This window comes from Pelomonas caseinilytica, assembly GCF_021353235.1.
GTDB lineage: Bacteria > Pseudomonadota > Gammaproteobacteria > Burkholderiales > Burkholderiaceae_C > Pelomonas > Pelomonas caseinilytica.
This window is the reverse complement of record NZ_JAJTWT010000002.1, coordinates 641,853-665,253: the sequence shown is the minus strand read 5'-3', so window position 1 is coordinate 665,253 and position 23,401 is coordinate 641,853. Positions and strand designations below refer to the sequence as shown.

Annotated in this window: 11 protein-coding genes; all 11 read left to right on the top strand. The window is 67.9% G+C overall.

Features of this window, described 5'->3' with window-relative positions:
• Window positions 1-145 precede the first annotated feature (145 nt).
• On the top strand, window positions 146-2,320 hold the full coding sequence (locus LXT12_RS06775; RefSeq protein ID WP_233390816.1) for a glycoside hydrolase family 9 protein: 2,175 nt from the start codon (window positions 146-148) through the stop codon (window positions 2,318-2,320).
• Window positions 2,321-2,526: 206 nt separating this feature from the next.
• Window positions 2,527-4,017: a tryptophan halogenase family protein gene (locus LXT12_RS06770; RefSeq protein ID WP_233390661.1), complete on the top strand. Its 1,491-nt coding sequence runs from the start codon at window positions 2,527-2,529 to the stop codon at window positions 4,015-4,017.
• A 282-nt stretch (window positions 4,018-4,299) separates the two neighbouring features.
• Window positions 4,300-5,721, top strand: a complete 1,422-nt coding sequence (locus tag LXT12_RS06765; protein WP_233390660.1) for a hypothetical protein — start codon at window positions 4,300-4,302, stop codon at window positions 5,719-5,721.
• Between the two features lie 173 nt (window positions 5,722-5,894).
• Window positions 5,895-9,065: a TonB-dependent receptor gene (locus tag LXT12_RS06760; protein ID WP_233390659.1), complete on the top strand. Its 3,171-nt coding sequence runs from the start codon at window positions 5,895-5,897 to the stop codon at window positions 9,063-9,065.
• A 147-nt stretch (window positions 9,066-9,212) separates the two neighbouring features.
• A complete protein-coding gene (locus LXT12_RS06755) occupies window positions 9,213-11,555 on the top strand; it encodes a discoidin domain-containing protein (RefSeq protein WP_233390658.1) in 2,343 nt (780 codons plus the stop codon).
• Window positions 11,556-11,628: 73 nt separating this feature from the next.
• Window positions 11,629-14,292, top strand: a complete 2,664-nt coding sequence (locus LXT12_RS06750) for a WD40/YVTN/BNR-like repeat-containing protein (protein WP_233390657.1) — start codon at window positions 11,629-11,631, stop codon at window positions 14,290-14,292.
• 192 nt (window positions 14,293-14,484) lie between these two features.
• Entirely contained in the window at window positions 14,485-16,869 is a 2,385-nt protein-coding gene (locus tag LXT12_RS06745; RefSeq protein WP_233390656.1) for a cellulase family glycosylhydrolase, read from the top strand.
• A gap of 89 nt (window positions 16,870-16,958) precedes the next feature.
• Window positions 16,959-18,431, top strand: coding sequence for a tryptophan halogenase family protein (locus LXT12_RS06740; RefSeq protein ID WP_233390655.1), 1,473 nt, complete (start codon window positions 16,959-16,961; stop codon window positions 18,429-18,431).
• Between the two features lie 196 nt (window positions 18,432-18,627).
• Window positions 18,628-19,578 (top strand): PA14 domain-containing protein, encoded by a 951-nt coding sequence (locus tag LXT12_RS06735; RefSeq protein WP_233390654.1) that lies wholly within the window; start codon window positions 18,628-18,630, stop codon window positions 19,576-19,578.
• Window positions 19,579-19,601: 23 nt separating this feature from the next.
• Window positions 19,602-21,035 (top strand): DUF1593 domain-containing protein, encoded by a 1,434-nt coding sequence (locus tag LXT12_RS06730; protein ID WP_233390653.1) that lies wholly within the window; start codon window positions 19,602-19,604, stop codon window positions 21,033-21,035.
• Between the two features lie 384 nt (window positions 21,036-21,419).
• Window positions 21,420-23,240 (top strand): hypothetical protein, encoded by a 1,821-nt coding sequence (locus tag LXT12_RS06725; protein ID WP_233390652.1) that lies wholly within the window; start codon window positions 21,420-21,422, stop codon window positions 23,238-23,240.
• Window positions 23,241-23,401 lie beyond the last annotated feature (161 nt).

Below are 23,401 nucleotides of genomic sequence, written 5' to 3'. Positions count from 1 at the left end.
GCGGGGAGGGCGCAGACCGCATTGCATCTCAGGGGCGGCCATTGATTGCTGGCCATGGGCCGCCCGACAGGGCGCATCGCGAGATGCGCCGCTACTGCCAGCGTCGTTCCACTGCACACACATCAAACAGGAGACAACCGTGGACATGAAGAAAGGCCTGCTGCTCGCAGCGGTCGCGTTGGGAACGCCCGCCTGGGCGCAAACGTGCCAGCCCACAGCCCTCACCCCCTACCTCAACATCAACGGCACCAGTTCGTGGGTGGCCAAGTCCTCCGCCTCGCTGAACGCCGGCTCGCGCGTCGTGCTGGGCCCGCAGCCGACGTCCGGGAGCTGGTCCTGGAGTGGTTGCGGCGCCTCGGGCAGCTCGCGCGAGCAGACCCTCAAGCTGACGGCCTCCTGCACGGCCACGGCCACCTACGTCAACAGCTGCGGGGCCAGGTCGACGCTGTCCTACCAGTTCAACGTCTGGGCGCCGCCCGCCGCCAACGCCGGCCGCTTCATCATGGTCGACCAGTTCGGCTACCTGACCAACGCCAAGAAGATCGCCGTGATCCGCAACCCCAAGGTGGGTTTCGACAGCAACGTGGGCTTCTGGCCCCAGCAGCTGCGCCTGGTGAACTCGGCCACGGGCCAGATCGTCAAGGACAACTGGTGGCCCAGCTCGAATTGGAACAACTACGGGGTGGACCCCGCCTCGGGCGACCAGGTCCTGTACGCCGACTTCAGCGACGTCACCGCGCCAGGCACCTACGAGGTCGTCGACATCAACACCGGCGAGCGCTCGGCCCGCTTCGAGATCGGCGACAACGTCTACCGCAACGTTCTCATGCAGGCGGTGCGGATGTTCTTCTACCAGCGCGCCGGACAGAACAAGACGGTGGGCAATGCCGGCGTGGGTTGGGCGGACGGCCCCAGCCACGTGAAAGCCGGGCAGGACCCCGAAGCCCGCCGCTTCCTCGACAAGGGCAATGCGGCCACCGCGCGCGACCTGCGAGGCGGCTGGTACGACGCGGGCGACATGAACAAGTACACGAGCTACGCCACCGGCTACATCCAGGGGCTGCTCGATGCCTATCTGGAATCGCCGGCCGCTTTCACCGATGACTTCAACATCCCCGAGTCGGGCAACGGCGTCCCCGACATCCTGGACGAAGTGAAGTGGGGCATGGACTGGCTGGTCCGCATGCAGAACGCGGACGGCTCGGTACTGTCCATCGTCGGCGAGGGCGGCGGCAGCGTGCCGCCATCGACGATCACGACACCGAGCTACTACGGCGATGCCAGCACCACCTCGACGCTGGCCGCGGCCGCCGCCTTCGCGCACGGCGCCAAGGTCTATGCCAGCCTCAACAACCCGGCGTTGACGGCCTATGCCGCTGACCTCAAGCGGCGCGCCGTGAGCGCCTGGCAGTGGGCCATCGCCCACCCCAGCGTGCTCTTCTACAACGACGCCGCCCACGGCAACGGCGGACTCGGCGTGGGCCCGATCGAGACCGACGACCATGGCCGCGACATGCTGCGCCTGACTGCGGCGATCCGCCTGTTCGCCCTGACTGGCGACGCCACCTATCGGCCCTACATCGACGGCAACTACCAGACGACGCAGTTGATGAAGGACTGGACGCTCAGCGGCGTCAACGCGGGTTCCGCGCGCGAACTGCTCTACTACGCCTCGCTGCCGGGTGCCACCGCCAGCGTTGCCAACGACATCCGCTCGCGCTACCAGTCGCTGGTCACTCGGTCGGACTATCCGAGCTGGGGTGGCGTGCTGGGCCAGAAGGACGCCTACCTGGCCTTCATCGGCGACCAGTACATCTGGGGCAGCAACAACCTCAAGGCCAGCCAGGGCAGAATCTTCTTCGACGATCTCGACTACAAGGTCAGCGGCCATACCGCGGACGAGGTCGCGGCGGCGGCAGGCGGCTATCTGCACTACCTGCACGGCGTGAACCCGCTCGGCAAGGTCTACCTCAGCAACATGGTGAGCTTCGGCGCCGAGAACTCGGTGAACCGGATCTGGCACAGCTGGTTCATGGACGGCGACCCGAAGTGGGCCAGCGCCGCGACCTCGACCTACGGGCCGGCACCGGGCTACCTCGTCGGCGGGCCGACCAACTCGCAGTGGAGCTGGGACTCCGGCTGCCCCGGCGTGAGCGCCCAATGCGGCTCGGCGCCGCCGGCGCCTCCCTACGGACAGCCCGCGGCGAAGTCCTACCTCGACTTCAATACCGGCTGGCCGCTGAACTCCTGGTCCATCAGCGAGCCGTCGGACGGCTACCAGGTCTCCTACATCCGCCTGTTGGCGCGCTTCGTGAAGTGAGCCGATGACCCGGGGAGCCACAGCGGCGACGCCGTCCTGCGCTGGCAGGGCGGTTGCAGGTGTGGCTCCTCGCTCGGCTGCCTGCCCCAATCCACCATGAACGCTCTTCAGTCTCATCGCCCGGCCGTTGCGCATGGCCGACTCTTCACCTCCTTGCGCATCGAGGCGGCTGGCTTCGGTGGCGAGATGCTCTCGCGGGAGGTCTCATGAACCCGGCAGTGCCCGCGCGCATCCAGCGCATCGTGATCGTCGGCGGCGGCAGCGCCGGCTGGATGACGGCCGCCGCCCTGGCCACCGGTCTGCGGGGCAAGGGCATCGACATCGAGCTGGTGGAGTCCGAGCAGGTGGCCACCGTCGGCGTGGGCGAGGCGACCTTCCCGTCCATCCTCAACTACAACCGGATGGTGGGCATCGACGAGACCGAGTTCCTGCGCGCCACCGATGGCACCTTCAAGCTCGGCATCTTCTTCCACGACTGGCGGGTCAAGGGCGAGCACTACTTCCACAGCTTCGGCGACCTGGGCCAGTTGGCGGGGCCGCATGCGCTGTGGGGCCAGCATCGGCGGCTGGGGCTGGCCGGCAACCTCGATCACCAGTCCCTACCCGCCGTGATGGCCCGTGAGGGCCGCTTCGTGGTCGCCGAGCCACCCAAGCCGCCCTACGACTACGCCTACCAGTTCGACGCCGCCCTGTACGCCGCCTTCCTGCGCCGCCTGGCCATGCAGCGCGGGGTCAGGCACACCCTGGGGCACATCGTCGACGTGCAGCGCCGGCCCGATGGCGGCGTGGCCGGCCTGCTGCTCGCCGATGGCCGCCAGCTCACCGGCGACCTGTTCATCGACTGCTCCGGCTTTCGCTCGCTACTGCTGGGCCAGACGCTGGCCGAGCCCTTCCTCGACTACAGCCATTGGCTGCCGGTGGACGCGGCCTGGGCCTGCCCGACCGAACGCGTGGGCGAGGCGCTGCCGCCCTACACCCGCGCCACTGCACTCGAAGGCGGCTGGGCCTGGCGCATCCCCTTGCGCAGTCGCACGGGCAACGGGCATGTCTTTTCAAGCCGTTTCATCGACGTCGAGAAGGCGCGCGAGCAACTGCTGCAGCAGCTCGACGGGGCGCCGCTGGCCGAGCCGCGGCTGCTGCGCTTCACCACCGGGCAGCGCCAGCGCTTCTGGGTGGGCAATGTGCTGGCCATCGGGCTGTCGTCCGGCTTCCTGGAACCGCTGGAGTCCACCAGCATCTACCTCATCCAGTGCGGCATCTCGCGGCTGATGGTGCAGCTGACCGAAGGCGGGCCGCTGGACGACGAAGCCGTGGCGCGTTTCAACGAAGGCGCGGCCACCCAGTTCAGGCGTATCCGGGACTTCATCATCCTGCACTACTGCACGACCGCCCGCCGCGACAGCGCGCTGTGGCGGCACGTGGCCTCGATGGAGTTGCCCGACACCCTGGCCTTCAAGATGGAAGCGTGGCGCCGCTTCGGCGTGGTGCACCAGTACGACGAAGAAGCCTTCGGCACCACCAGCTGGCTGTCGGTGTATTCAGGCATGGGCTGCTGGCCGGAATGCGCCGACCCGGTGCTCGACGAACTGCCTCGGCAAGAAGCCGCCCAGGCCCTGGAAGGGCGGGCCCAGGCCATCCGCCGGGCCGTGGAACCGCTTCCAGCCCACCATCGTTACCTGGCCGACCGCTTGCGCTGATCTGCGCAGGTGCCGGCGGATGCCACAGCCCGGCGAAGTGCCAATTGGTCAGACCGCTCGTTTGTCCTAATGGGGGTGATTGATGGTTAAATTAAGATTGCATCCAGAAATTTGATCAGACCACCTGCGGTAACTTTGCGGGGCTTGAAACCGCACAGCGTGGGGGCGTAGTGGCTTGCGGCTTGCAATAGATTCCAGGGCGCGCCGCAAGTTTATCGATAAATCATAAATCTGGACAGGAGACTGCACGTGAAGCAAAAGGTATTTCGGCACGGCCCGAAGTTGACGGCACTGGCGGCATGCGCCGCGTTGGCGGCTTGCGGCGGCGGCGGGGGCGACGGCAGCAGCGGGAAGCTGCAGACCATCACCTTCGCCTTCCCGGGCAACGCCACCTTGGGGGTCGGCGCGGTGAAGCTGGATGCTTCGGCCACGTCCGGCATGCCGGTGCAGTTCACGTCGGGAACGCCGGAGGTCTGCACGGTGTCTGGCGACGCCGTGACGCCCTTGAAGGCGGGGTCATGCGTGATCACGGCCAGCCAGCCCGGCGGCCAGTCGGCGGATGGAGCCACATGGGCTCCCGCCGATGCGATCAACGAGGTCTTCAACGTGGTCAAGGGCACGCAGACCGTGCAGCTGGTGCTGCCGAACTCCTTGCAGAGCACCGACAGCTTGACCGTGCCGCTGACGGCCAAGGCGAAGAACGCCCTGGGCGCCGACAACGGCTTGCCGATCACCTACGCGGTGACGACGCCGGCCGTCTGCTCGATCAATGGCTCCAACCTCGAGCTGAAGGGCAAGGGCCTGTGTGCCGTCACGGCATCGCAAGCGGGCAGCACGGACTACGAACCTGCCCAGACGCTGGGCATCGTCGCCGTCGACCCGGTGCTGGTCGCCGATGGATTCAATCCGGCCACCCTCGGGACGGGTGCGGGCAGCACCACCGCCATTCGCACCAAGCAGGGCGGCGGCGTGTCGGTCAATGCCTGGCACTGGAGCATCGGCCAGGATGCCATCGGCAACGGCGGTTGGGAGAACTGCGATCCCAAGCTGGGCGACTGGTGCTACCAGCAGATTCCTGCCGACGGCACCGCCCTGACCTCGGCCCTGCACACCAAGCAGTCCGCCAACGCGGGTTGGGACAACGGCAGTGCCTTCAACCGCGTCGACATCTTCGTGCCGGGCGTGACCTCGCTGGTCAGGGACAAGGACACGCCTGGCGGCAAGCAGGTGACCACCGAGCAGAGCCTCATCTTCTCCGCCGGCGTGTCGGATGGGCGGGTGACAACGAAGAAGCCCCTGCATGTGGAACTCGTGCTGAGCAAGAACGGCGGCAAGGATTGCAATGTCACGCTCAGCGCGCCGCTCTTCCCGGCCGGGACGGGGATGCGCAGCTATGCCATTCCGCTCAGTTGGTTCGCCACCACCGCGAGCTGCGGAACGGGGGCGGCAAGCACATCGCTCGATACGGTGCGCGGCCTGCCCTTCTACGACCCTGCCGCCCCGGACGCCTTCCTGGCGGCGTTGGACAAGGACCCGCTGAAGTCGGCCCGCGCCTCTGCGGCCACCTTGCTCAAGACCTACCCGACCGTCCAGGTCCGCATCCGCGATCACTCGCTGCAGTTCTCGACGACCTCGAAGGACAGCAAGCAGAACATCATTTTCAACAACGACTTGAAGGTCGGCGGCTTCATCGCGCTGCTCTGACGAGTCATCGGTAGAGCGGGGCGGCTCCCGGTGGCTGGAAGTGACGTACTCCCTGGCCAGGTGGCGCTGGGTGTGCACCGAAAGCTGAGATTCCGGGGAGGGCGGGTCCGCCTTTCCGCCGTGCAGAACACGCCGCCCCATCCATGGGTGAGCAAACAAAGGAAGAGAGACAAATGAAACAACCCAAGCAGACCGCGATCTCCGTCGCTGCGATGCAGCTGGTCCTGATGATCGGCGTGGCGCAAGCGCAGACGGCGGACGAGTCCAAGCCTCAGACGCTCGACACCGTGACCGTGACCGGTCAACGTGCGGCGCTGCAGTCGGCGCAGAAGCGCAAGCAGGACGCCGAGGAAATCATCGACGCGGTGACCGCCGATGAGGCCGGCAAGTTGCCTGACCGGTCCATCACCGAGGTGCTGCAGCGCGTGGTGGGCGTGACGGTGCAGCGCCAGCGGAACATTCAGGACGACGCCTTCCACTTTTCCGAGGAAGGGTCGGGCATCAGGGTTCGCGGTCTCAAATGGGGCGCGTCCAACCTCAATGGCCGGGAGATCTTCTCTGCCGGCTGGCCGGGCAAGGATCTGAGCTGGGGAGCCGTGCCGACCGAACTGATGGTCGGCGTGGATACCTACAAGAACCCGTCTGCAGAACGCATCGAGGGCGCGATCAGCGGCATGATCGATCTGCGCACCGGCATGCCCTTCGACTACAAGCCCAACACGGCGAAGGCAGCGTTCGGCGTGGACTATTCCACGAGTTCCAAGAAGACGTCGCCGCGGGTGTCCGCCCTGTATTCGACGTACTGGGACACCGAATTCGGGCGCGTCGGCGTGCTGGCCGACGTGGCGAGCAACCTGTCGGTCTATGGTTCTGATTCCCTCAGCCTCGGCCCTTACTACCCGCGTACCAATGTGCTTGCGGGCCAGACCGTCTGGGCGCCCAGTGGCATGACCTGGGGTTCGTCGACCGGCGAAACCCGACGTGACGGCTTCTATGGCGCATTGCAGTGGCGCAAGAACGATATGGAGTCGGGGCTGACCTACTTCATCTCCAAGGGGCACGACACCGACAAAGGCACGAACTTCTACTCGAGCATGGAGAACGTGTATCAGTCGGTGATCACGGACGCCGAAGTCGATGACCGCGGCATCGTGGTCAAGGGGCACTACACCTACCCGGGCATGAAGCAGACCGGCGTGGACAAGGATGGCAAGCCCACCTACACGAGCGCCTACGGCTATGGCCCCAACCAGTTCGCTGCCGGCGGTATCGCCATGGGCAACTCGCGCTTCTACAACGTCAACGACACGACGACGGGCGAGCTGGCCTGGAACTTCAAGTGGAAGCTCAACGATCGCTGGAGTGTCCAGAACGACTTGCAGTGGGTGAATTCGAAGTTCGAGACCACGGGCCGGCAAATCCAACTCGGCACCTTCCTGCCGAGCATCGATGTCGACACGTCCAAGGGCGGGCCGGTGCAGCTGAACTTCGACCAGACCACGCGCGACTTCCTCGCCAACCCGAACAACTACTACCTGAACATCATCCAGCCCAAGCTGTACAAGGGCGACTCCAATCTCTATGCCTGGAAGGCTGACGCCAGGTACAACTTCGAAGACCCGGTGCTGCGCGATCTCCGTTTCGGGGTGCGGGTGACGGAGCGGCACTCGGTGCGCAAGGAGGCTTCCTACGCGTCCGACCCCGGTGGTACCGGCTGGAAGTCGTTGGCCGAACCCTGGGCGGTGGCCCAGACCACCGTGGCTGGCACGGAGCCGACGGGCAACGGGCGTGGCAACTTCAGCTATCTCGGCGCGCCGGGCTACTACAACAGTTTCACCGTCCCCACGGAGTTGTTCAACTACTCCAACCTGCTGGGCGGGCGCATGGGCAACCTGCCCGACGTCATCTTCCCGACCTTCGACTACATCCGCGACTTGCGCAGCTACGGCGAGGCGGTTCAGCAGGCGAAATTCCAGCAGTGCAACGACACGTTCAGGAATAGGCCGAACGTCCCCAACACCTGCAAATTCGAGGATTACGCCTTCGACACGACGCTGCTGTACGACCAGGCCCCGGCTCGCACCGCCAGGGCGAAGATGCGCACCGCGGCGCTCTACGGCAACCTGCGCTTCGGCTTCGATGACTGGAAGATTCCGGTGGAGGGCAATGCCGGTGTGCGCGCGGTCTACACCAGCGTCGTCTCACACGGGCACATCTCCTTCGACACCAGCAAGACCTACGACAACGCGCCGGCCAGCCTGCCGCGATTCACGTCTCGCAATGAGCCGCTCGATGTGACCGACAGCCACGTCGACCTGTTGCCGTCGTTGAACCTGAAGGCCAATTTCACCGACAAGCTGCAAGGCCGGATCGCCATGGCGCGCAGCATCTACCGGCCTGACTTCAAGCAGCTGCAGGAAACGATCACGCTGAAGCAGGACTACAACGCAGGCGCCAATGCGGCCACCTACAAGGGCGAGAACTCCGGCAATGCCAAGCTCAGGCCCCTGAAGGCCGATAGCTTTGATCTGTCGCTGGAGTGGTACCCCAAGCGTGGGCAGTCGCTGACCGCGGTGGCCTTCTACAAGCGGGTCAAGGACATCATCTACAACAGCACCTACACCCGCAACTACGACACCGTCGACGGTCAGCCCCAGACCTTCGTGATCACGGGTCCTGCCAACCTGGCCAAGGCGAATCTGCGTGGCATCGAACTGTCGGGGGACACCTATCTCGACCACTTCGATTTCCTGAAGGATGTGTTGCCGACATGGGCCAAGGGCTTCGGCGTGTCGGCCAACTACACCTACATCGACCACGACCAGAAGTTCTATCGCGATGGCAGCTTCACCTATTGCCCCACCGGCGAAGTGAAGAATTCAGCGATGCAGATCTACGGCTGCGACACCAACGGCTTGCCGTTCAAGAACAAGCTGCCGCTGGAGGGCGTGGTCAAGAACGCTGCCAACTTCGCGTTGCGTTACGACGGTGAGGGCTGGTCCCTGCGTCTGGCCTACAACTGGAACAGCCGCAGCCTGCTCGGCCTCGACGCCGGCGGCACCCAGTGCTACGACAACTATTGCCCGGGTGGCACCAGCGCCGATCCGGCGCGGGCGGGCAAGACCGACACCTGGTACGGCCTGCCGCGGTGGCAGGAAGCCTACGGCCAGTGGGACCTGGGCGGCGGCTACACCTTCAGCAACAAGTTCTCGGTGAACTTCAGCATCTCCAACCTCAACAAGGTGACGGTGCGCGAAACGTATCAGCAGAACGGTGGCGTCGTGGGCCATGCCTGGAAGTTCCCGGGCCAGACCTACAGCCTGTCGGGCAACATGGAGTTCTGACGAGGACACCGGTCCGAGGCCGCTCGCCGGGGCCCCGCCCCGGCAGCCAACGGGCCGACGTCAAGCGCGGGTGGCGGCGTCGCTGCCACCCGCATCTTCCTTGCTCGCTGCCGATCCCATCCCGACAGCGCTCGCATGTCACGCGCCATGACCCGCCGAATCAGCGACTTCCTGCCCGACCGTGCCCGTGTGGCGGCCCTTCTCGCCGGCCTGGCCTGCATGGTCGCGCCGAGTGCACACCCGGCGCCCTCCGTCCCCTACGCCCACGAGCACGTCGTCGAAACGGGCGACTCGCCGGCCGTCGTCGCCGAGAAGGCCGCCAAGGTGCTGCCGCGCGCCAACCAGGTCGAGTGGATGCGGCTGGAGCGCACCTTCTTCCTGCACTTCGGCGTCAACACCTTCAACGAGGTCGAGTGGGGCACGGGCCGCGAAGATCCGGCCATCTTCAATCCTGCCGCGCTGGACGCACGCCAGTGGCTGAGCGCCGTCAAGCAGCTCGACGGCAAGATGCTGGTGCTCGTCGCCAAGCACCACGACGGCTTCTCGATGTGGCCGACGCGGTACACGGCGCATTCCTCGGCCGCCAGCCCCTGGCGCGGCGGCAAGGGCGACCTCGTGCGCGAGGTCTCGCAGGCGGCCCGCGAGGCCGGCGTCAAGTTCGCCATCTACCTCTCGCCCGCCGACCTCTACCAGCTCAAGACCAACCCCAAGAACCCGGCCGGCTACTACGGCAACGGCAGCCCCAAGCTGGCCTCCACCATCCCGACCGACCCGGCCAGCTTCAAGACCGACCCGGGCAAGGGCAGGGCGCCCACGCCGGGCTTCAAGATCTACCGCTACGAGGTCGACGACTACAACCGCTACTTCCTCAACCAGCTCTACGAGCTGCTGACCGAGTACGGCCCCATCGCCGAGGTCTGGTTCGACGGCGCCAACCCTGACCCCAGCGTCTCCCAGACCTATGACTACAACGCCTGGTACGACCTGATCCGCCACCTGCAGCCGGGCGCCGTCATCATGGGCAAGGGCCCGGACGTGCGCTGGGTCGGCTCGGAAAGCGGCTATGGCCGCACCACCGAGTGGAGCGTCGTGCCGCTGCCCAAGGCGCCCGAACGGTTCGACTGGCCGGACTGGCAGGGCGGCGACATCGGCAGCCGCGCGCAGCTCAAGCCTGGCTCCCACCTGTGGTGGTATCCGGCCGAGACCAACGTCACCATCCTCGGCAACGGCCAGTGGTTCTGGGCGCGCAGCAAGCGCCCTCGGCCCGTGCCGCAGCTGGTCGACATCTTCTACTCGAGCATCGGCCGCAACGGCAACCTCATCCTCAACCTCTCGCCCGACAACCGCGGCCTCGTGCCTGACAACCAGGTTCAGACCCTGGCCCAGGTCGCTGAGATCGTGCGCGACACCTTCCGCACCAACCTGGCCGCGGGCGCGCGGCTGAGCGCCGACCATGCGGCGCCCGGCCATGGCGCCGGCGCGGCGGCCGACGGCAGGCTCGGCACCTGGTGGGAGGCCGCCGCTGGCCGCACCGACGGCAGCCTGACGCTCAGCCTGCCCCAGCCGCAGACCTTCGACGTGGTGTCGCTGCAGGAGGCGGTGGACAAACGCGGCCAGCGCATCGAGCGGTTCGCGCTCGAAGCCTGGGACGGCCAGCGCTGGGTCGCCCTGCCGAGGATCCGGTCCGACGAGACGACGACGGTCGGCCAGCGCCGCCTGATCCGCCTCAGCCAGCCGGTCACGACCGACCGGGTCCGCGTGCGCATCGAGCAGGCCCGCTTCGCGCCGACGCTGGCCGAGGTGGCGCTCTACCGCCAGTCGCTGGACCTGATGCCGCCCAGCATCGCCGACCGCGACGCCGAGGGCCGTGTGGCCATCAGCCATCCGGCCGGTGGACGCTTCGTCTACACCACGGACGGCTCGATGCCCACCGCCCAGTCTCCGGTCTACGCGGCGCCGCTGGCCCTGCCGTCGAGCGGCATCATCAAGACGGCGCGCCTACAGCCCGACGGGCGCCTGGGCGTGATTGGCGTGCGCAACTTCGTCGGCCTGTCACCGCGCGGTTGGAAGGTCGTCGACGTCGACAGCGAGGAGACCGCCGGCGGCAACAACGCCGCGGCCCTGGCCATCGACGGCGATTCCTCCACCTACTGGCACACCCGCTGGGGCGCCGACCTCAAGCTGCCCCACCACATCACCGTCGACATGGGGCAGGTCCACCGCATCGCCGGCTTCGTCTACCTGCCGCGCCAGGACGGCGTGCTCAACGGCACGGTCGAGAACTACCGCCTGGAGACCAGCGAGGACGGCCAGGCCTGGAGCGTGGCCGTCGACAAGGGCACGTTCGCCAACGTGCGCAACAACCCCGACCTGCAGGAGGTGCGCTTCGCCCCGGTGAAGGCGCGCTTCTTCCGATTCACGGCGCTGGACGAAGTCTGGCGCAACGGCTGGACCAGCGCCGCGGAGCTGTCCGTCATCCCTGCGCAGTAGCGCCCGCATCCAAAGTGCCCGAGGTCGTTGGAGACAAGTTCGCCCGGGCGTTCTCCCTCGAAAGGTCAGACCCATGAAGTCACCACACAAGATCGCCAGCCTCGTCCTCGCCCTGGGCGTGGCCGGGCTCGCCCAGGCCCAGAGCTGCGGCAGCGGCGGCGGCGCCACCGTCTGCCTCACGGCCACGGGCAATGCCAGCAACATCCAGCTCGGCTGGACGGTGCAGGGCGCCGTCTCCGGCCTGCAGGTCTACCGCAACACCAGCAGCGACCCGAACGGCCGCCAGCGCATTGCGCAGCTCGCCTCGAGTGTGCGTTCCTATGCCGACGCCACGGCCGCGGCGGGATCGCACTATTGGTACTGGGTCAAGTTCACGACCGCAGCCGGCAGCTACAACTCCGGCGCCGCAGATGCACAGGCCGGCACGGCGCCTCCGGCCGGCAGCTGGGCCAATGTCAAGTTCGGCGGCGGCGGCTACGTGCCCGGCCTCATCTACCACCCGACCGTGCCCAACGTGCTCTACGCCCGGACCGACGTGGCCGGGGCCTATCGGTGGGACAACACCAACTCGAAGTGGATTCCCATCACCGACATGTTCGGCTTCACCGAGGGCCGGTTTCAGGGTGTTGAAAGCATTGCGCTCGACCCGACCGACGCCAACAAGGTGTATCTGGTCGGCGGCTCTTACGTGAACGGCGGCAACGCGCGCCTTTACAAGTCGTCGAACCGCGGGGACACCTGGACCTATGTGGACCTGCCGTTCCCTGCCGGCGGCAACAACGCCGGCCGCGCCATTGGCGAAAGGCTCATGGTCGATCCCAACAAGCCGTCGGTGCTGTTCTATGCCTCGCGGACGCAGGGGCTCTGGAAGAGCGCCGACAGCGGTTCGACCTGGAACCAGGTGACGGGCCTGTCGACCTACAAGATGACGACCTCGGGATCGAACCCGGACATCGCGCAATTTGGCAACAGCCCCATCGGGATCGAAGGCGTGGTCTTCGACACGGCGGTGCCCCCGACAGGATTCGTGTCTTCGGGAACGCCCACCCAGACGCTCTATGTTTCCGTCGCACCGGACTACAAGGGCCTGGCCGGCTTGTCGCACTACCTGTACAAGTCCACTGACGGCGGCGCGACCTGGACGGGCGTTGCAATTCCGTCCTTGGTGACTACCTACACCGACGCGTCGCAGACCACGCCGATCAAGCCGCACATCCCCCATTTCGTCCGCGACATGGACACCGGCGCGAGTCGCAAGTTCTACGTCGTGTTCACCAAGGACACGGGACCCGGCGCAGGCGGCCCTGCCTGGCTCTACAGCTTCGACGGTACGAACTGGAGTGCGCCGCTGAAGACCGGCCCCTGGACCGCAGCCGGCCTGGGCGGCGTATCGGTCTACGGTTCGGGCGCGACCACGCGGATCGCCCTGGGCGCGACCAACACCTGGTACGGCGCCTCTCCGGCGATCTTCTACTCGAAGAACGCCGGCACGAGCTGGACCACCATCGGTTATGGAGGCATCACGTCGATCGGCTGGATGGACGACGTCGAGATCGACCCCTTCAACCCCGACCATGTCCTGCACGTCCATGGCGGCGGGGTCGAGTCCATCGCCAATGCCTCAGCCGCGACGCCCAGTTGGACCCCGATCGTCGACGGCATCGAAGAGCTGGCGACCCGCACCCTGATGACGCCGCCGGCGGGGGCTTCCTACCGCTTCCTGGCTGGCTACTGGGACGTGGGCACCCAGGTGCACACCGACCTGAACACCAAGCCGACCACCAACCCCGGCAACCTGACGTTCGGCAACGGCAATGGCGTCGACATGGCCTGGGAGAATCCGGCCTACATCGCGGCCATCGGCAACACCAACGGCGGTAGCAACCTGTCCACGGTGGGGGTCTATTCGACCAACTCCGGCGCGACGTGGTCGGCCTTCCCCAGCCGGCCGCCGTTCGCACCCGCGGGCGCCAATATCGACCAGGGCGGCGGAACCGAAGCCAACATCGCGGTGATGGCGCAGGGCAGGCTGGTGTGGGCGCCGTCGACCTACAGCGGCAACACCACCTCCAATGGCGTGCCCTACTACACCAACGACAACGGCGCCACCTGGACGGCAACGAACCTGCCGCCCCCCACCCAGACGTCGATCGGCAGCGCCTACCACCTGGCCGCCGACCGCAAGAACCCGAACAAGGTCTATGCCTACGACAGCGGTGGCGCCCGGTGGTCGAACACCAACGGCAGCTTCTACTACTCGTTCGACGGTGGCAAAACCTTCACCAAGTCGACCGACCCCACGCTGGCCAGCGGACTGAGCTTCCAGTCCTATCTGAGCTCCTGGCTGGCGGTGAACCCCTACGTCGAAGGCGATGTGTGGCTGACCAATGGCCACAACGTTTTCCACTCGACCAATTCGGGCCTGACCTGGACCAAGTTGACCACCATGAGCTCGGTGCCGGCCAACTTCAATCAGTACCAGGGCCCGACGCTGCAAGGCGCGTCGCGGGTTGCCCTGGGCAAGCCGATGCCGGGCTCAAGTTATTCGGCAGCGGTCTACCTGGTCGGAACCGTGGGCGGTGTCGCGGGGATCTTCCGCTCCGACAACGCCGGGGCCAGCTGGGTCCGCATCAACGACGACGCCCACCAGTGGGGCGGCATCGGCGCGCTCGCAGCGGACAACGTCGTTGCAGGCCGCGTTTACCTCGCCGGGCGCGGGGTGCTCTACAACTACTGAGCATCACGCTCCAGGCCATGGCAGGAAGGGGTGTCGCCGCCCCTTCTTGCCCATCCAGTCACCCCTTCGGCAACGGCTGGACCAGCGCCGCGGCGCTGTCCGTCATTCCCGCGGCGTAGCGCCCGCATCCCATCCGCCCGAGGTCGTTGGAGACAAGTTCGCCCCGGGCATTCCTCTCGAAAGGTCAGACCCATGAAGTCACCCCACAGGATCTCCGCCCTCGTCCTCGCCCTCGGCGTGGCCGGCTTCGCCCAGGCCCAGAGCTGCGGCAGCGGCGCCGGCACCACCGTCTGCCTGACCGCCAACGGCACGAGCAGCAACGTCCAGCTCGGCTGGACGGTCAGCGGCGCCGTCAGCGGCCTGCAGGTCTATCGCAACACCAGCAGCGACCCGAACGGTCGCCAGCGCATCGCGCAGCTGCCCGTCGGCGATCGCTCTTACGTCGACACCACCGCCGTGGCGGGCACGCACTACTGGTACTGGGTCAAGTTCACGACCGTGGCCGGCATGTACAACACCGGCGCTGCGGATGCACAAGCCGGCGCGACCGCGCCACCGCCCGCCGTGTCCGCCGTCGTGTCGACCACGGCGGACTTCAGCGCGCCGGCCACCCCGCGCATGAACCAGCGGGCCTACTACCGGGTCACCGGCAGCAAACTGACGAGCGCGACGGCACTGGACGTGGCCGATTGCGTCGGCATGAACCTGCTGGCGAGCAGCAGCACCGAACTGCGCTTTTCCTGCATGCCCAGCTTCGGTGATGGCACCAAGGCCATCACGGTGAAGGCCGCTTCGGGCGGCGCCCCGCTGTACAGCAGCTGGATCAGCGTGCAGGCGGCGACCACACCCCTGCCCATGCCGACCGTTGGTTTCAACCTCGGCAACACCTTCGAGTCGACCTGGGGCCACCCCGACCCGACGCAAGCCGTCTTCACCAATGCCGCCAAGGCCGGCTTCAATGCCGTGCGCATCCCCTGCGCGTGGGACTTCAACTCCGACAAGACGACCGGCCAGATCAACGCCGCCTACCTGGCCAAGGTCAAGCAGTCGGTGGACTGGGCCCTGGCGGCCGGCATGCACGTGATGATCAACATCCACTGGGACGGCGGCTGGTTCGAGAACCACATCGGCGACACGGTCGATCCGGCCATCGATGCGCGGCTGAAGTCCCTCTGGCAACAGATCGCCACCGCCTTCGCCGGCTACGACAACCGCCTGCTGTTCGCGGTGGCCAACGAGCCCAATGCCGACACCGTCACCAAGACCAGGACGCTGTTCGCCTACTACAAGACCTTCATCGACACCGTGCGCGCCGCCGGCGGCAAGAACGCCAACCGCTGGCTGGTGCTGCAGGGCACGGACCCCTCCTGGTTCACGCTCCCGGCCGACCCCACGCCCGGCCGGCTGATGATGGAGTACCACAACTACACGCCGTCGCTCTTCACCATCATCCACGGCGACCAGTCCTGGGGGAAGGCCATCTATTACTGGGGCAGGGCCTATCACTACGCGGGTGACCCGACCCGCAACGCCACGTCCTGGGAAGAGGGCTATATCGATTCCGGCATGCAGCAGCTGAAGGAGGCCTTCATCGACAAGGGCGTCCCGGTGCTGATCGGCGAGCTGCAGGCCGCGCCCGCGCCGGGCCTCACCGGCGCTGCGCAGACCTGGAACAAGGCCTCCACGCTGTACTGGAACAAGTACGCCATGGAGTCGGCGCAGGGCCATGGCATGAGCCCGTTCTACTGGAGCACGCCGAACAGCCCGTTCGACTACGCCACCGGCGCCATCCTCGACCAACCCGTGGTGACCGTGCTGACCGGCGGCGCCGCGTCGGCGCCGCCCAACGGCGCGCCCAAAGCCGTGACCGGCCTGGTGGCCAAGGCGGCCGGCAGTGGCCAGGTGAACCTGAGCTGGAACGCCGTCGCCGGTGCCAGCAGCTACCAGCTGTATCGCTCGGCCGAGTCCGGCTACCAGCCCACCGTGGCTGCCGTCAGCGGCATCACTGGCACCAGTTACAGCGACGCCGGCCTCAATCCTGGCACGACCTATTACTACAAGGTCGTGGCGGCAAATGCGTCCGGCATTTCGGGCGACTCGCCCGAGGCCTATGCCAGCACGTCCGGCGCCAACCCCGATCCGGCCAAGTTCAGCTTCGAGACCGACACGCAGCGCTGGTCCTTCAGCGGCGGCCAGATCACCGGCATCGCCACCTCGACGGCGCAGAAGTTCGCCGGCCAGCGGTCGCTCGCCGTCAACATCAGCGCGAGCGCTGCAGGCTCTTCGTCGCTGGACCTGTCGGACCTCACCGTGCCGGCCGGCGCGACGATCACTTTCCGCGTCTGGGCGCCTGCCGGCCACACGATCAGCAGCATCGTGCCCTTCATGCAGGACTACAACTGGGGCTGGACGCAATCGTGGAGCGGCAGCCCGGCGGCCAACGGCTGGAGCACCGTCACCCTCCAGGTGCCCGCCAATGCCGTGTCGCCCCTGAAGCGGCTGAGCCTGCAGTTCAACACGGGCGGTGCCTGGGCCGGCACGGTCTACGTCGACTCGATCAGCGTGGTCGCACCATGAGCTGAGACGGCGCTGAGCGGGATGACTGTCTGGCTGCCGGTGCGGCCGGGCAGTGCCCTATCTGCCATCCTTGTTGAAAGCAGTACCTCATGTCGCAGAAATTCGATCGCATCGTCGTCGTCGGCGGCGGCAGTGCCGGCTGGATGACGGCCGTGGCGCTGGCCACCGGCCTCCAGGGCCGCGCCAGCATCGAGCTCGTCGAGTCCGAGGAAATCGGCATCGTCGGTGTGGGCGAGGCGACCTTCCCGTCCATCCGCGTGTTCAACCAGCACGTCGGCATCGACGAGGCGGATTTCCTGCGCGCCACCAACGGCACCTACAAGCTGGGCATCCGCTTCTGCGACTGGCAGGCGAAGGGGCAGGACTACTTCCACACCTTCGGCCACTTTGGCAACCTGTCCGGGTCCCAGACCCTGTGGGCCCAGCACCGGCGCATGGGACTGCCCGAGTCGCTGGAGGGGCAGTGCATCCCGTCGGTGATGGCCGCCAAGGGCCGTTTCGTGCGGCCGGCCGATCCGGGGCATTTCACCTACGCCTACCACTTCGATGCGGCGCTGTACGCCGAGTTCGTCAGCAAGCTGGCCATCGGCCGCGGGGTGCGTCACACGCAGGGCCGCATCGTCGAGGTGCTGCGCCGGGAGGACGGCGACGTCTCCGGCCTGCTGCTGGCCGATGGCCGGCGCATCGAAGGCGACCTCTTCGTCGACTGCTCGGGCTTTCGCTCGCTGCTGCTGGGGCAGACGCTGCAGGAGCCCTATGTCGACTTCAGCCACTGGCTGCCGGTCGACGGTGCCTGGGCCTGCCCGAGCGAACGCGTGGGCGAGGAGATCACGCCCTACACCCGCGCCACGGCGCTGGAGGGCGGCTGGGCCTGGCGCATCCCCCTGCAGACCCGCACAGGCCATGGCCACGTGTTCGCCAGCCGCTTCGTCGACGAGGACGCCGCGCGCCGACAGCTGATGGCGCAACTGGACGGTCCCGCCATCGGCGAGCCGCGGCTCATCCGCTTCAAGACCGGCCACCGCCAGCGCCTGTGGGTGAACAACGTGGTGGCCATCGGCCTGTCCTCGGGCTTCCTGGAGCCCCTGGAATCCACCAGCATCTTCCTGATCCAGGATGGCATCGCGCGGCTGATGAAGGCCCTGGAGCTGCAGCGTCCGCTCAACGAATCGGACGTGGCCTTGTTCAACGAAGGCTCGGCGCGCCGCTTCGCCCGCATCCGGGACTTCATCATCCTGCACTACTGCCTGACCCGGCGCCGCGACAGCGAGCTGTGGCGTTACGTGGCCGGCATGGAGTTGCCGCAGACGCTGGCCTTCAAGATCGAGCTCTGGCGCCGTTATGGCGTCCTGCACGAGTACGACGAAGAGTGCTTCGACCAGACGAGCTGGCTGGCCGTGCATACGGGCATGGGGCATTGGCCCGAGCGCGAGGACCCGGTGATCGCCGAGATCGCGCAGGAGCGCGCCCTGCGCGCGCTGGCCGGCCGCCGCCAGGGCATCGCCGCCATGGTGGAGGGCATGCCGCTGCACCACCAGACGCTGCAACAGGTGCTGAGATGAAACTGCCCCCGGCCCAACCCCGCGCGCTGAACGCGGCGCGTGTCTGGTCCGCCCCCCGAGGGGGCGGCGATGCTTGCGGCATCGAGCCGCAAGCACATCGCCAGCGCGGGCCGGCTCGGGAGCGGCCCAGCGCTCGGCCCGCAAATACCCCGTTTCATCGGCTGTGGGTGGCGCGCCGCGCGGTGGAGCAACTGAGATGAACTTTGCCACGCCGGCCGACATGGCGGCACTGCCCTGGCGCCGCCGGGGCTTCAGCGGCTACGGGCTGGTGGTGACGGTGCTCGTGCACCTGCTCATCCTGGCCGCGGTGCTGAGCTGGCGCTCGCGCATGCCGCCGCCACCCTCGCCGCGCATCCTGGACGTGAGCCTGATCTCGCCCAAGGAGCGGCCCAGGCCGCCCGAGCCTCCGCCGCTCGCGCCCAAGCCGGAGTTCCAGCCGCCCAGCCTGCCGGCCATTCCCGAGCCGCCGCCCATTACGGTGGTCGAGATTCCGCGGCCCGCGCCGGCCGCCCAGCCCGTGGTGGCGCCCCCGGTGGCCGGCCCCGGGCCTGGACCGACCGCCGCTCCCGCCGCGGCCAGCCCCGCCAGTGCGGCCGTCGCCGCCCCGGCCGGCAGCGCCGTGGGCAGCACCCGGCTGGCCGAAGCCTGTGCCGACGCGCCCGACCGCATGATGGTGGCCCAGGTCTACAAGCTCAGCTCGCGTGCCACCTCCGTCAAGGAGATGGACCGACGCAAGCCCGTGGGCACCTTGTGCCTGGCGCAGCTGGACATTGCGCCGCGCCACATGGGCCTGGGCCTCCCGGGCCTGGATTTCAGCGAGTGGTTCGGGCTGGACATCCGCTTCACGATCGACATGCCCGTGGATGCCGAGCGCGACTTCGTGCTGCTCTGCGACGACGGCGGCATCCTCTACGTGGACGACAAGGAGGTCGTCAATGCCGACGGCCTGCACGGGGTCGACGCGGTGATGGGCACGGTCTTTCTGACCAAGGGCATCCATCATCTGCGCGTGCGCTACTACCAAGGCCCCGGCGACGGCGCCCTGATGCTGGGCTGGAAGAAGGTGGGCGCGCCGACTTCCGAAACCAGGCCCATCCCGCGCCGCCTGATGGGCCGGCCGCCGGCCGCCGCCACGGCGACCTCATGAGAAGGGTAGGGCGCCGTCGCTCGATGGCGAGATGGCTCGCCGCCCTGCTGCTCGGGTTGTGCGGGCTGGCCGCTGCCGCAGCTGCGGCGCCCGGGCGGCCCCGCCTCATCGTCCTCACCGACATCGAGAACGAGCCCGACGACACCCAGTCGCTGGTGCGCCTGCTGCTCTATGCCAACGACATCGAGCTGCGTGGCCTCGTGGCCACGACGTCCACGCATCTGCGCGACCGCGTCCATCCTGAATCGATACGCCGCCTCATCGGCCGCTATGCCCAGGTGCTGCCGCGGCTGCGCCAGCATGATCCGGCCTATCCGGCCGCTGCGGAGCTGCTCGCGCGCGTGGCAGCCGGCCAGCCGGGCTACGGCCTGCAGGCCATCGGTGAAGGCCACGACACGCCGGGCTCGGAGCTGTTGCTGCGCGAGCTGCTGCGTCCCGACCCCCGCCCGCTGTGGGTGAGTGTCTGGGGCGGGGCCAACACCCTGGCCCAGGCCCTGCACACGCTGCGCCGCACGCACAGCGCCGCCGAGCTCGAGACTGCCGTGAGGCGCCTGCGCGTCTACACCATCTCCGACCAGGACGACAGCGGCGCCTGGCTGCGCCGCGAGTTCCCCGAGCTCTTCTACATCGTCAGTCCGGGGGGGTATGGCAACGGCACCTGGGGCGCGATGTTCGGCGTCGTCGACGGCATCGACAACACGAACGTCGGCAACGCCTGGATCGCCCGCCACATTCAGCAGGGCCACGGTCCGCTGGGTGCGGCCTACCCCGACGTCGCCTACGGCATGGAAGGCGACACGCCGTCCTTCCTCGGCTTGATCCCCAACGGCCTGAACGCGCCCGAGCATCCCGACTGGGGCGGTTGGGGCGGCCGCTACGAGTCCTACACGCCGCGCCGCGAGGACACCGACCCCGACGGCTTCAACGGCCGCGTGCCCGTCGAAGCCGAGACACGGCCGATCTGGACCAACGCGGTGGACCGCTATCGGCCCTATGTCGCCGCCACCCATGGGCGGCCGGTCAAACCCGGCGAGCGCGAGTTCAGCGGCGCCGGCGTGACGCTGTGGCGCTGGCGCGAGGCCTTCCAGAACGACTTCGCCGCCCGCATGCTGTGGACGACTCACCGGCCCGCTGAGGCCAACCATGCGCCCGTCGTGCGCCTGGCCCATGCGGCCGAGCTGCAGGTGCGCAGCGGCGACTGGGTGACCCTGGACGCCAGCCCCTCGACCGACCCCGACGGCGACAGCCTGAGCTTCCTCTGGTTCGCCTACCCCGAGGCCGGCACGCTGAAGACGCCGCTGGCCCTCGGCGCCGAGAACCTGCGCCGCACCGGCCTGCGCGTGCCGGAGGTGGATGCCCCCGCCACGGCCCACGTCATCGTGCAGGTGACGGACAAGGGCAGCCCGGCGTTGACGCGGTACCGTCGCGTTATCCTGCACATCCAGCCCAAGCGATGATGAGTCTGCCCCCGGCCCAGCCCCGCGCGCTGAACGCGGCGCGTGTCTGGTCGTCTTGCAGACCGCGCAGCCGGCAGTGCGGCTGCTCTTCGGCAGGCACGACAAGTCCACTGGACTTGTCGTGTCCGGCCTCAGCCCCCCGCGGGGGCGGCGATGCTTGCGGCATTGAGCCGCAAGCACATCGCCAGCGCGGGCCGGCTCGGCGAACTGGAGTCGGACACAAGCAGTCCCTGCGGACTGCTTGTGCCTACGACAGGCCAAGGGCCTCTGGCCCTTGGCAGCCCAGCGCTCGGCCCGCAATGCCCCCGTTTCATCGGCCTCGGGTGGTGCGCAGCACCATGGACAACTGAGATGATGGCCGCCCTCACACGAAGAAGGAAGTCGATGTCCCACAGCCGCCGGGTTCCCGCACTCGCCGCCGCCCTCTGCCTGCTGTCCGCCGCCTGCGTGCAGGCCCAGTCCGCCGCCCCCTCGAACCTGGAACGCGTGCAGGTGAGTGGCAGGAAGGCCGAGGTATCCAAGTGGTTCCGTGCCGAGAGCCCGCATTTCGTCGTGTTCTCCGACACGCGTGAGGAAGACGTCGGCCTGCTGCTCGACAACCTCGAGAAGCTCGACCACCTGCTGCGCATCTACGCCCGGCCCGACGGGCCGTCGGCGCCGGCCGAGCCCAAGCTGACGCTCTACTACCACGCCAGCCTGGCGGACCTGCGCCGTCTCGACGACGACATGCCGGCCGATGCCGTCGGCCTGTACGCCAGCTGCGCCTCAGGTGCGCAGGGCTTCGGCGTGCATCTGGAGCGCATCGCCAGCCTGGAGGACGGGCAACTCGAGAAGGCCACGCCGAACGCGACGCTGGCCTATGCCTTCGAAGCCTATGCGCGCCACTTCCTCTATCGGCACACCGACATCCGCACGCCGGCCTGGTTCATCGACGGTTTCGCGCAGTACTTCTCCAGCGTGCGCTTCTCGGAGCGCCAGATGGTGGTGGGCCGTGCGCCGCAGGCGGTCGCGCGCTATCTGCGCTTCCTCGACGAAGGCCGGCGCTACGGCCTGGACTATGAGGACGTGCTGCAGGGGCATCTGGCCGGCGCCCACAGTTACGGCGGCACGGTGGGCGTGCGCCTGGAGTTCGAGGCGAAAGCCTGGCTGCTGACGCATTACGCGCTGTCGTCGGAGGACAACCGCCGGCGGCTGAACCGCTACCTCGCGCTCACCGGCGAAGGGGCGTCGCCGCGCGACGCGTTCGAGCGCGCCTTCGACATCAAGCTCGCCGAACTCGACCGCGTGCTGTGGCGCTACCGGCGCCTGGGCCTGGAGATGCAGCGGGGGATTCCCGAGGCCTTGCCGGCCGTGCAGCCGCGTTTGCAGACGCTGTCGCGGCCGGCGGGAGAGTTCGTCCTGGCCGATGCGGCCTTGAAGGCCTGCCCGGGGCCAGCGGCCGGCCAGGCCCTGCTCAGGCAGGTCACCGAGCTGGCGGCGCGCTTCCCCGACGACGCGCAGGGCCGCCTGACCCTGAGCCGGGCGCAGATCGACTGGGGCGATCCGCAACCGGCCCTGGCCCGCCTGGAGACCGACCTGGAGGACGGAAGTGGCGGCACCTTCGAGGCACGCTACCTGGCCGGCATGGCCAACCTGAAGCTGGCCGCTCGCAGCCAGGGCGAGGCCCGCCTGGGCTTCGTGCAGGCCGCGCAGCGGCATCTGCGGCTGGCCAGGGCCTTGAACCCCCGTTCGCCCGAGGCTGCGCTCGCTTCCCTGAAGGCCGAGCTGGCCGCGGTGGAGATGCCGGACGCAGCGGCCTTGAAGACCGTCATCTCCGCCTGGCGGACCGCCCGCGAGGTCGACGCGCTCGCCGCTTCGGCGGCGCTCGCCTATGCCTATGCCGGCCAGGCGGACGAGGCCGACCGCGTGCTCGCGGCCCTGACCCAGAAGGTGCGCGACGAGGACGCGGCCCGCTGGCTTTCACAGTGGAGGAAGCGCCTCGAAGCGGGCGTCACCCGTGGCGAGATCCTGGCCGCGATGCGCAGCGACCCGCTGCCCGGCGCGGCCTTCAAGGAATGGACGGTCGACAAGGAAAGCGCGATGCAGAAGGTCGAACTCGCCCATGGCCTGGAGGCGGCGGATGCCTTCATCAAGGATCAGCAACGCCAGCAGGGCGGGGCCGCGCAGCGCTCCGACCCCCTCCCAGCCGGCGGGGAGAAGCGCTAGCTTGGAAGCCCCCCCGCGTTTCCAGGGGTGGGCGCTTGTCCGGCGCGGATGCGGTAGGCGCGGAACCGATACTGAGGTTTCGATAACCGCCCGACTCGTGGTTGTCATGGGCGTGAGCTGCCCACGATGACGCGCCAAGGGCACGCGGCCAGCCGAATTCA

Coding starts and splice junctions, on each gene's coding strand:
- LXT12_RS06775 (WP_233390816.1), top strand. CDS start 146: ATGAAGAAAGGCCTGCTGCTCGCAGCGGTCGCGTTGGGAACGCCCGCC.
- LXT12_RS06770 (WP_233390661.1), top strand. CDS start 2,527: ATGAACCCGGCAGTGCCCGCGCGCATCCAGCGCATCGTGATCGTCGGC.
- LXT12_RS06760 (WP_233390659.1), top strand. CDS start 5,895: ATGAAACAACCCAAGCAGACCGCGATCTCCGTCGCTGCGATGCAGCTG.
- LXT12_RS06755 (WP_233390658.1), top strand. CDS start 9,213: ATGACCCGCCGAATCAGCGACTTCCTGCCCGACCGTGCCCGTGTGGCG.
- LXT12_RS06750 (WP_233390657.1), top strand. CDS start 11,629: ATGAAGTCACCACACAAGATCGCCAGCCTCGTCCTCGCCCTGGGCGTG.
- LXT12_RS06745 (WP_233390656.1), top strand. CDS start 14,485: ATGAAGTCACCCCACAGGATCTCCGCCCTCGTCCTCGCCCTCGGCGTG.
- LXT12_RS06740 (WP_233390655.1), top strand. CDS start 16,959: ATGTCGCAGAAATTCGATCGCATCGTCGTCGTCGGCGGCGGCAGTGCC.
- LXT12_RS06735 (WP_233390654.1), top strand. CDS start 18,628: ATGAACTTTGCCACGCCGGCCGACATGGCGGCACTGCCCTGGCGCCGC.
- LXT12_RS06730 (WP_233390653.1), top strand. CDS start 19,602: ATGGCGAGATGGCTCGCCGCCCTGCTGCTCGGGTTGTGCGGGCTGGCC.
- LXT12_RS06725 (WP_233390652.1), top strand. CDS start 21,420: ATGTCCCACAGCCGCCGGGTTCCCGCACTCGCCGCCGCCCTCTGCCTG.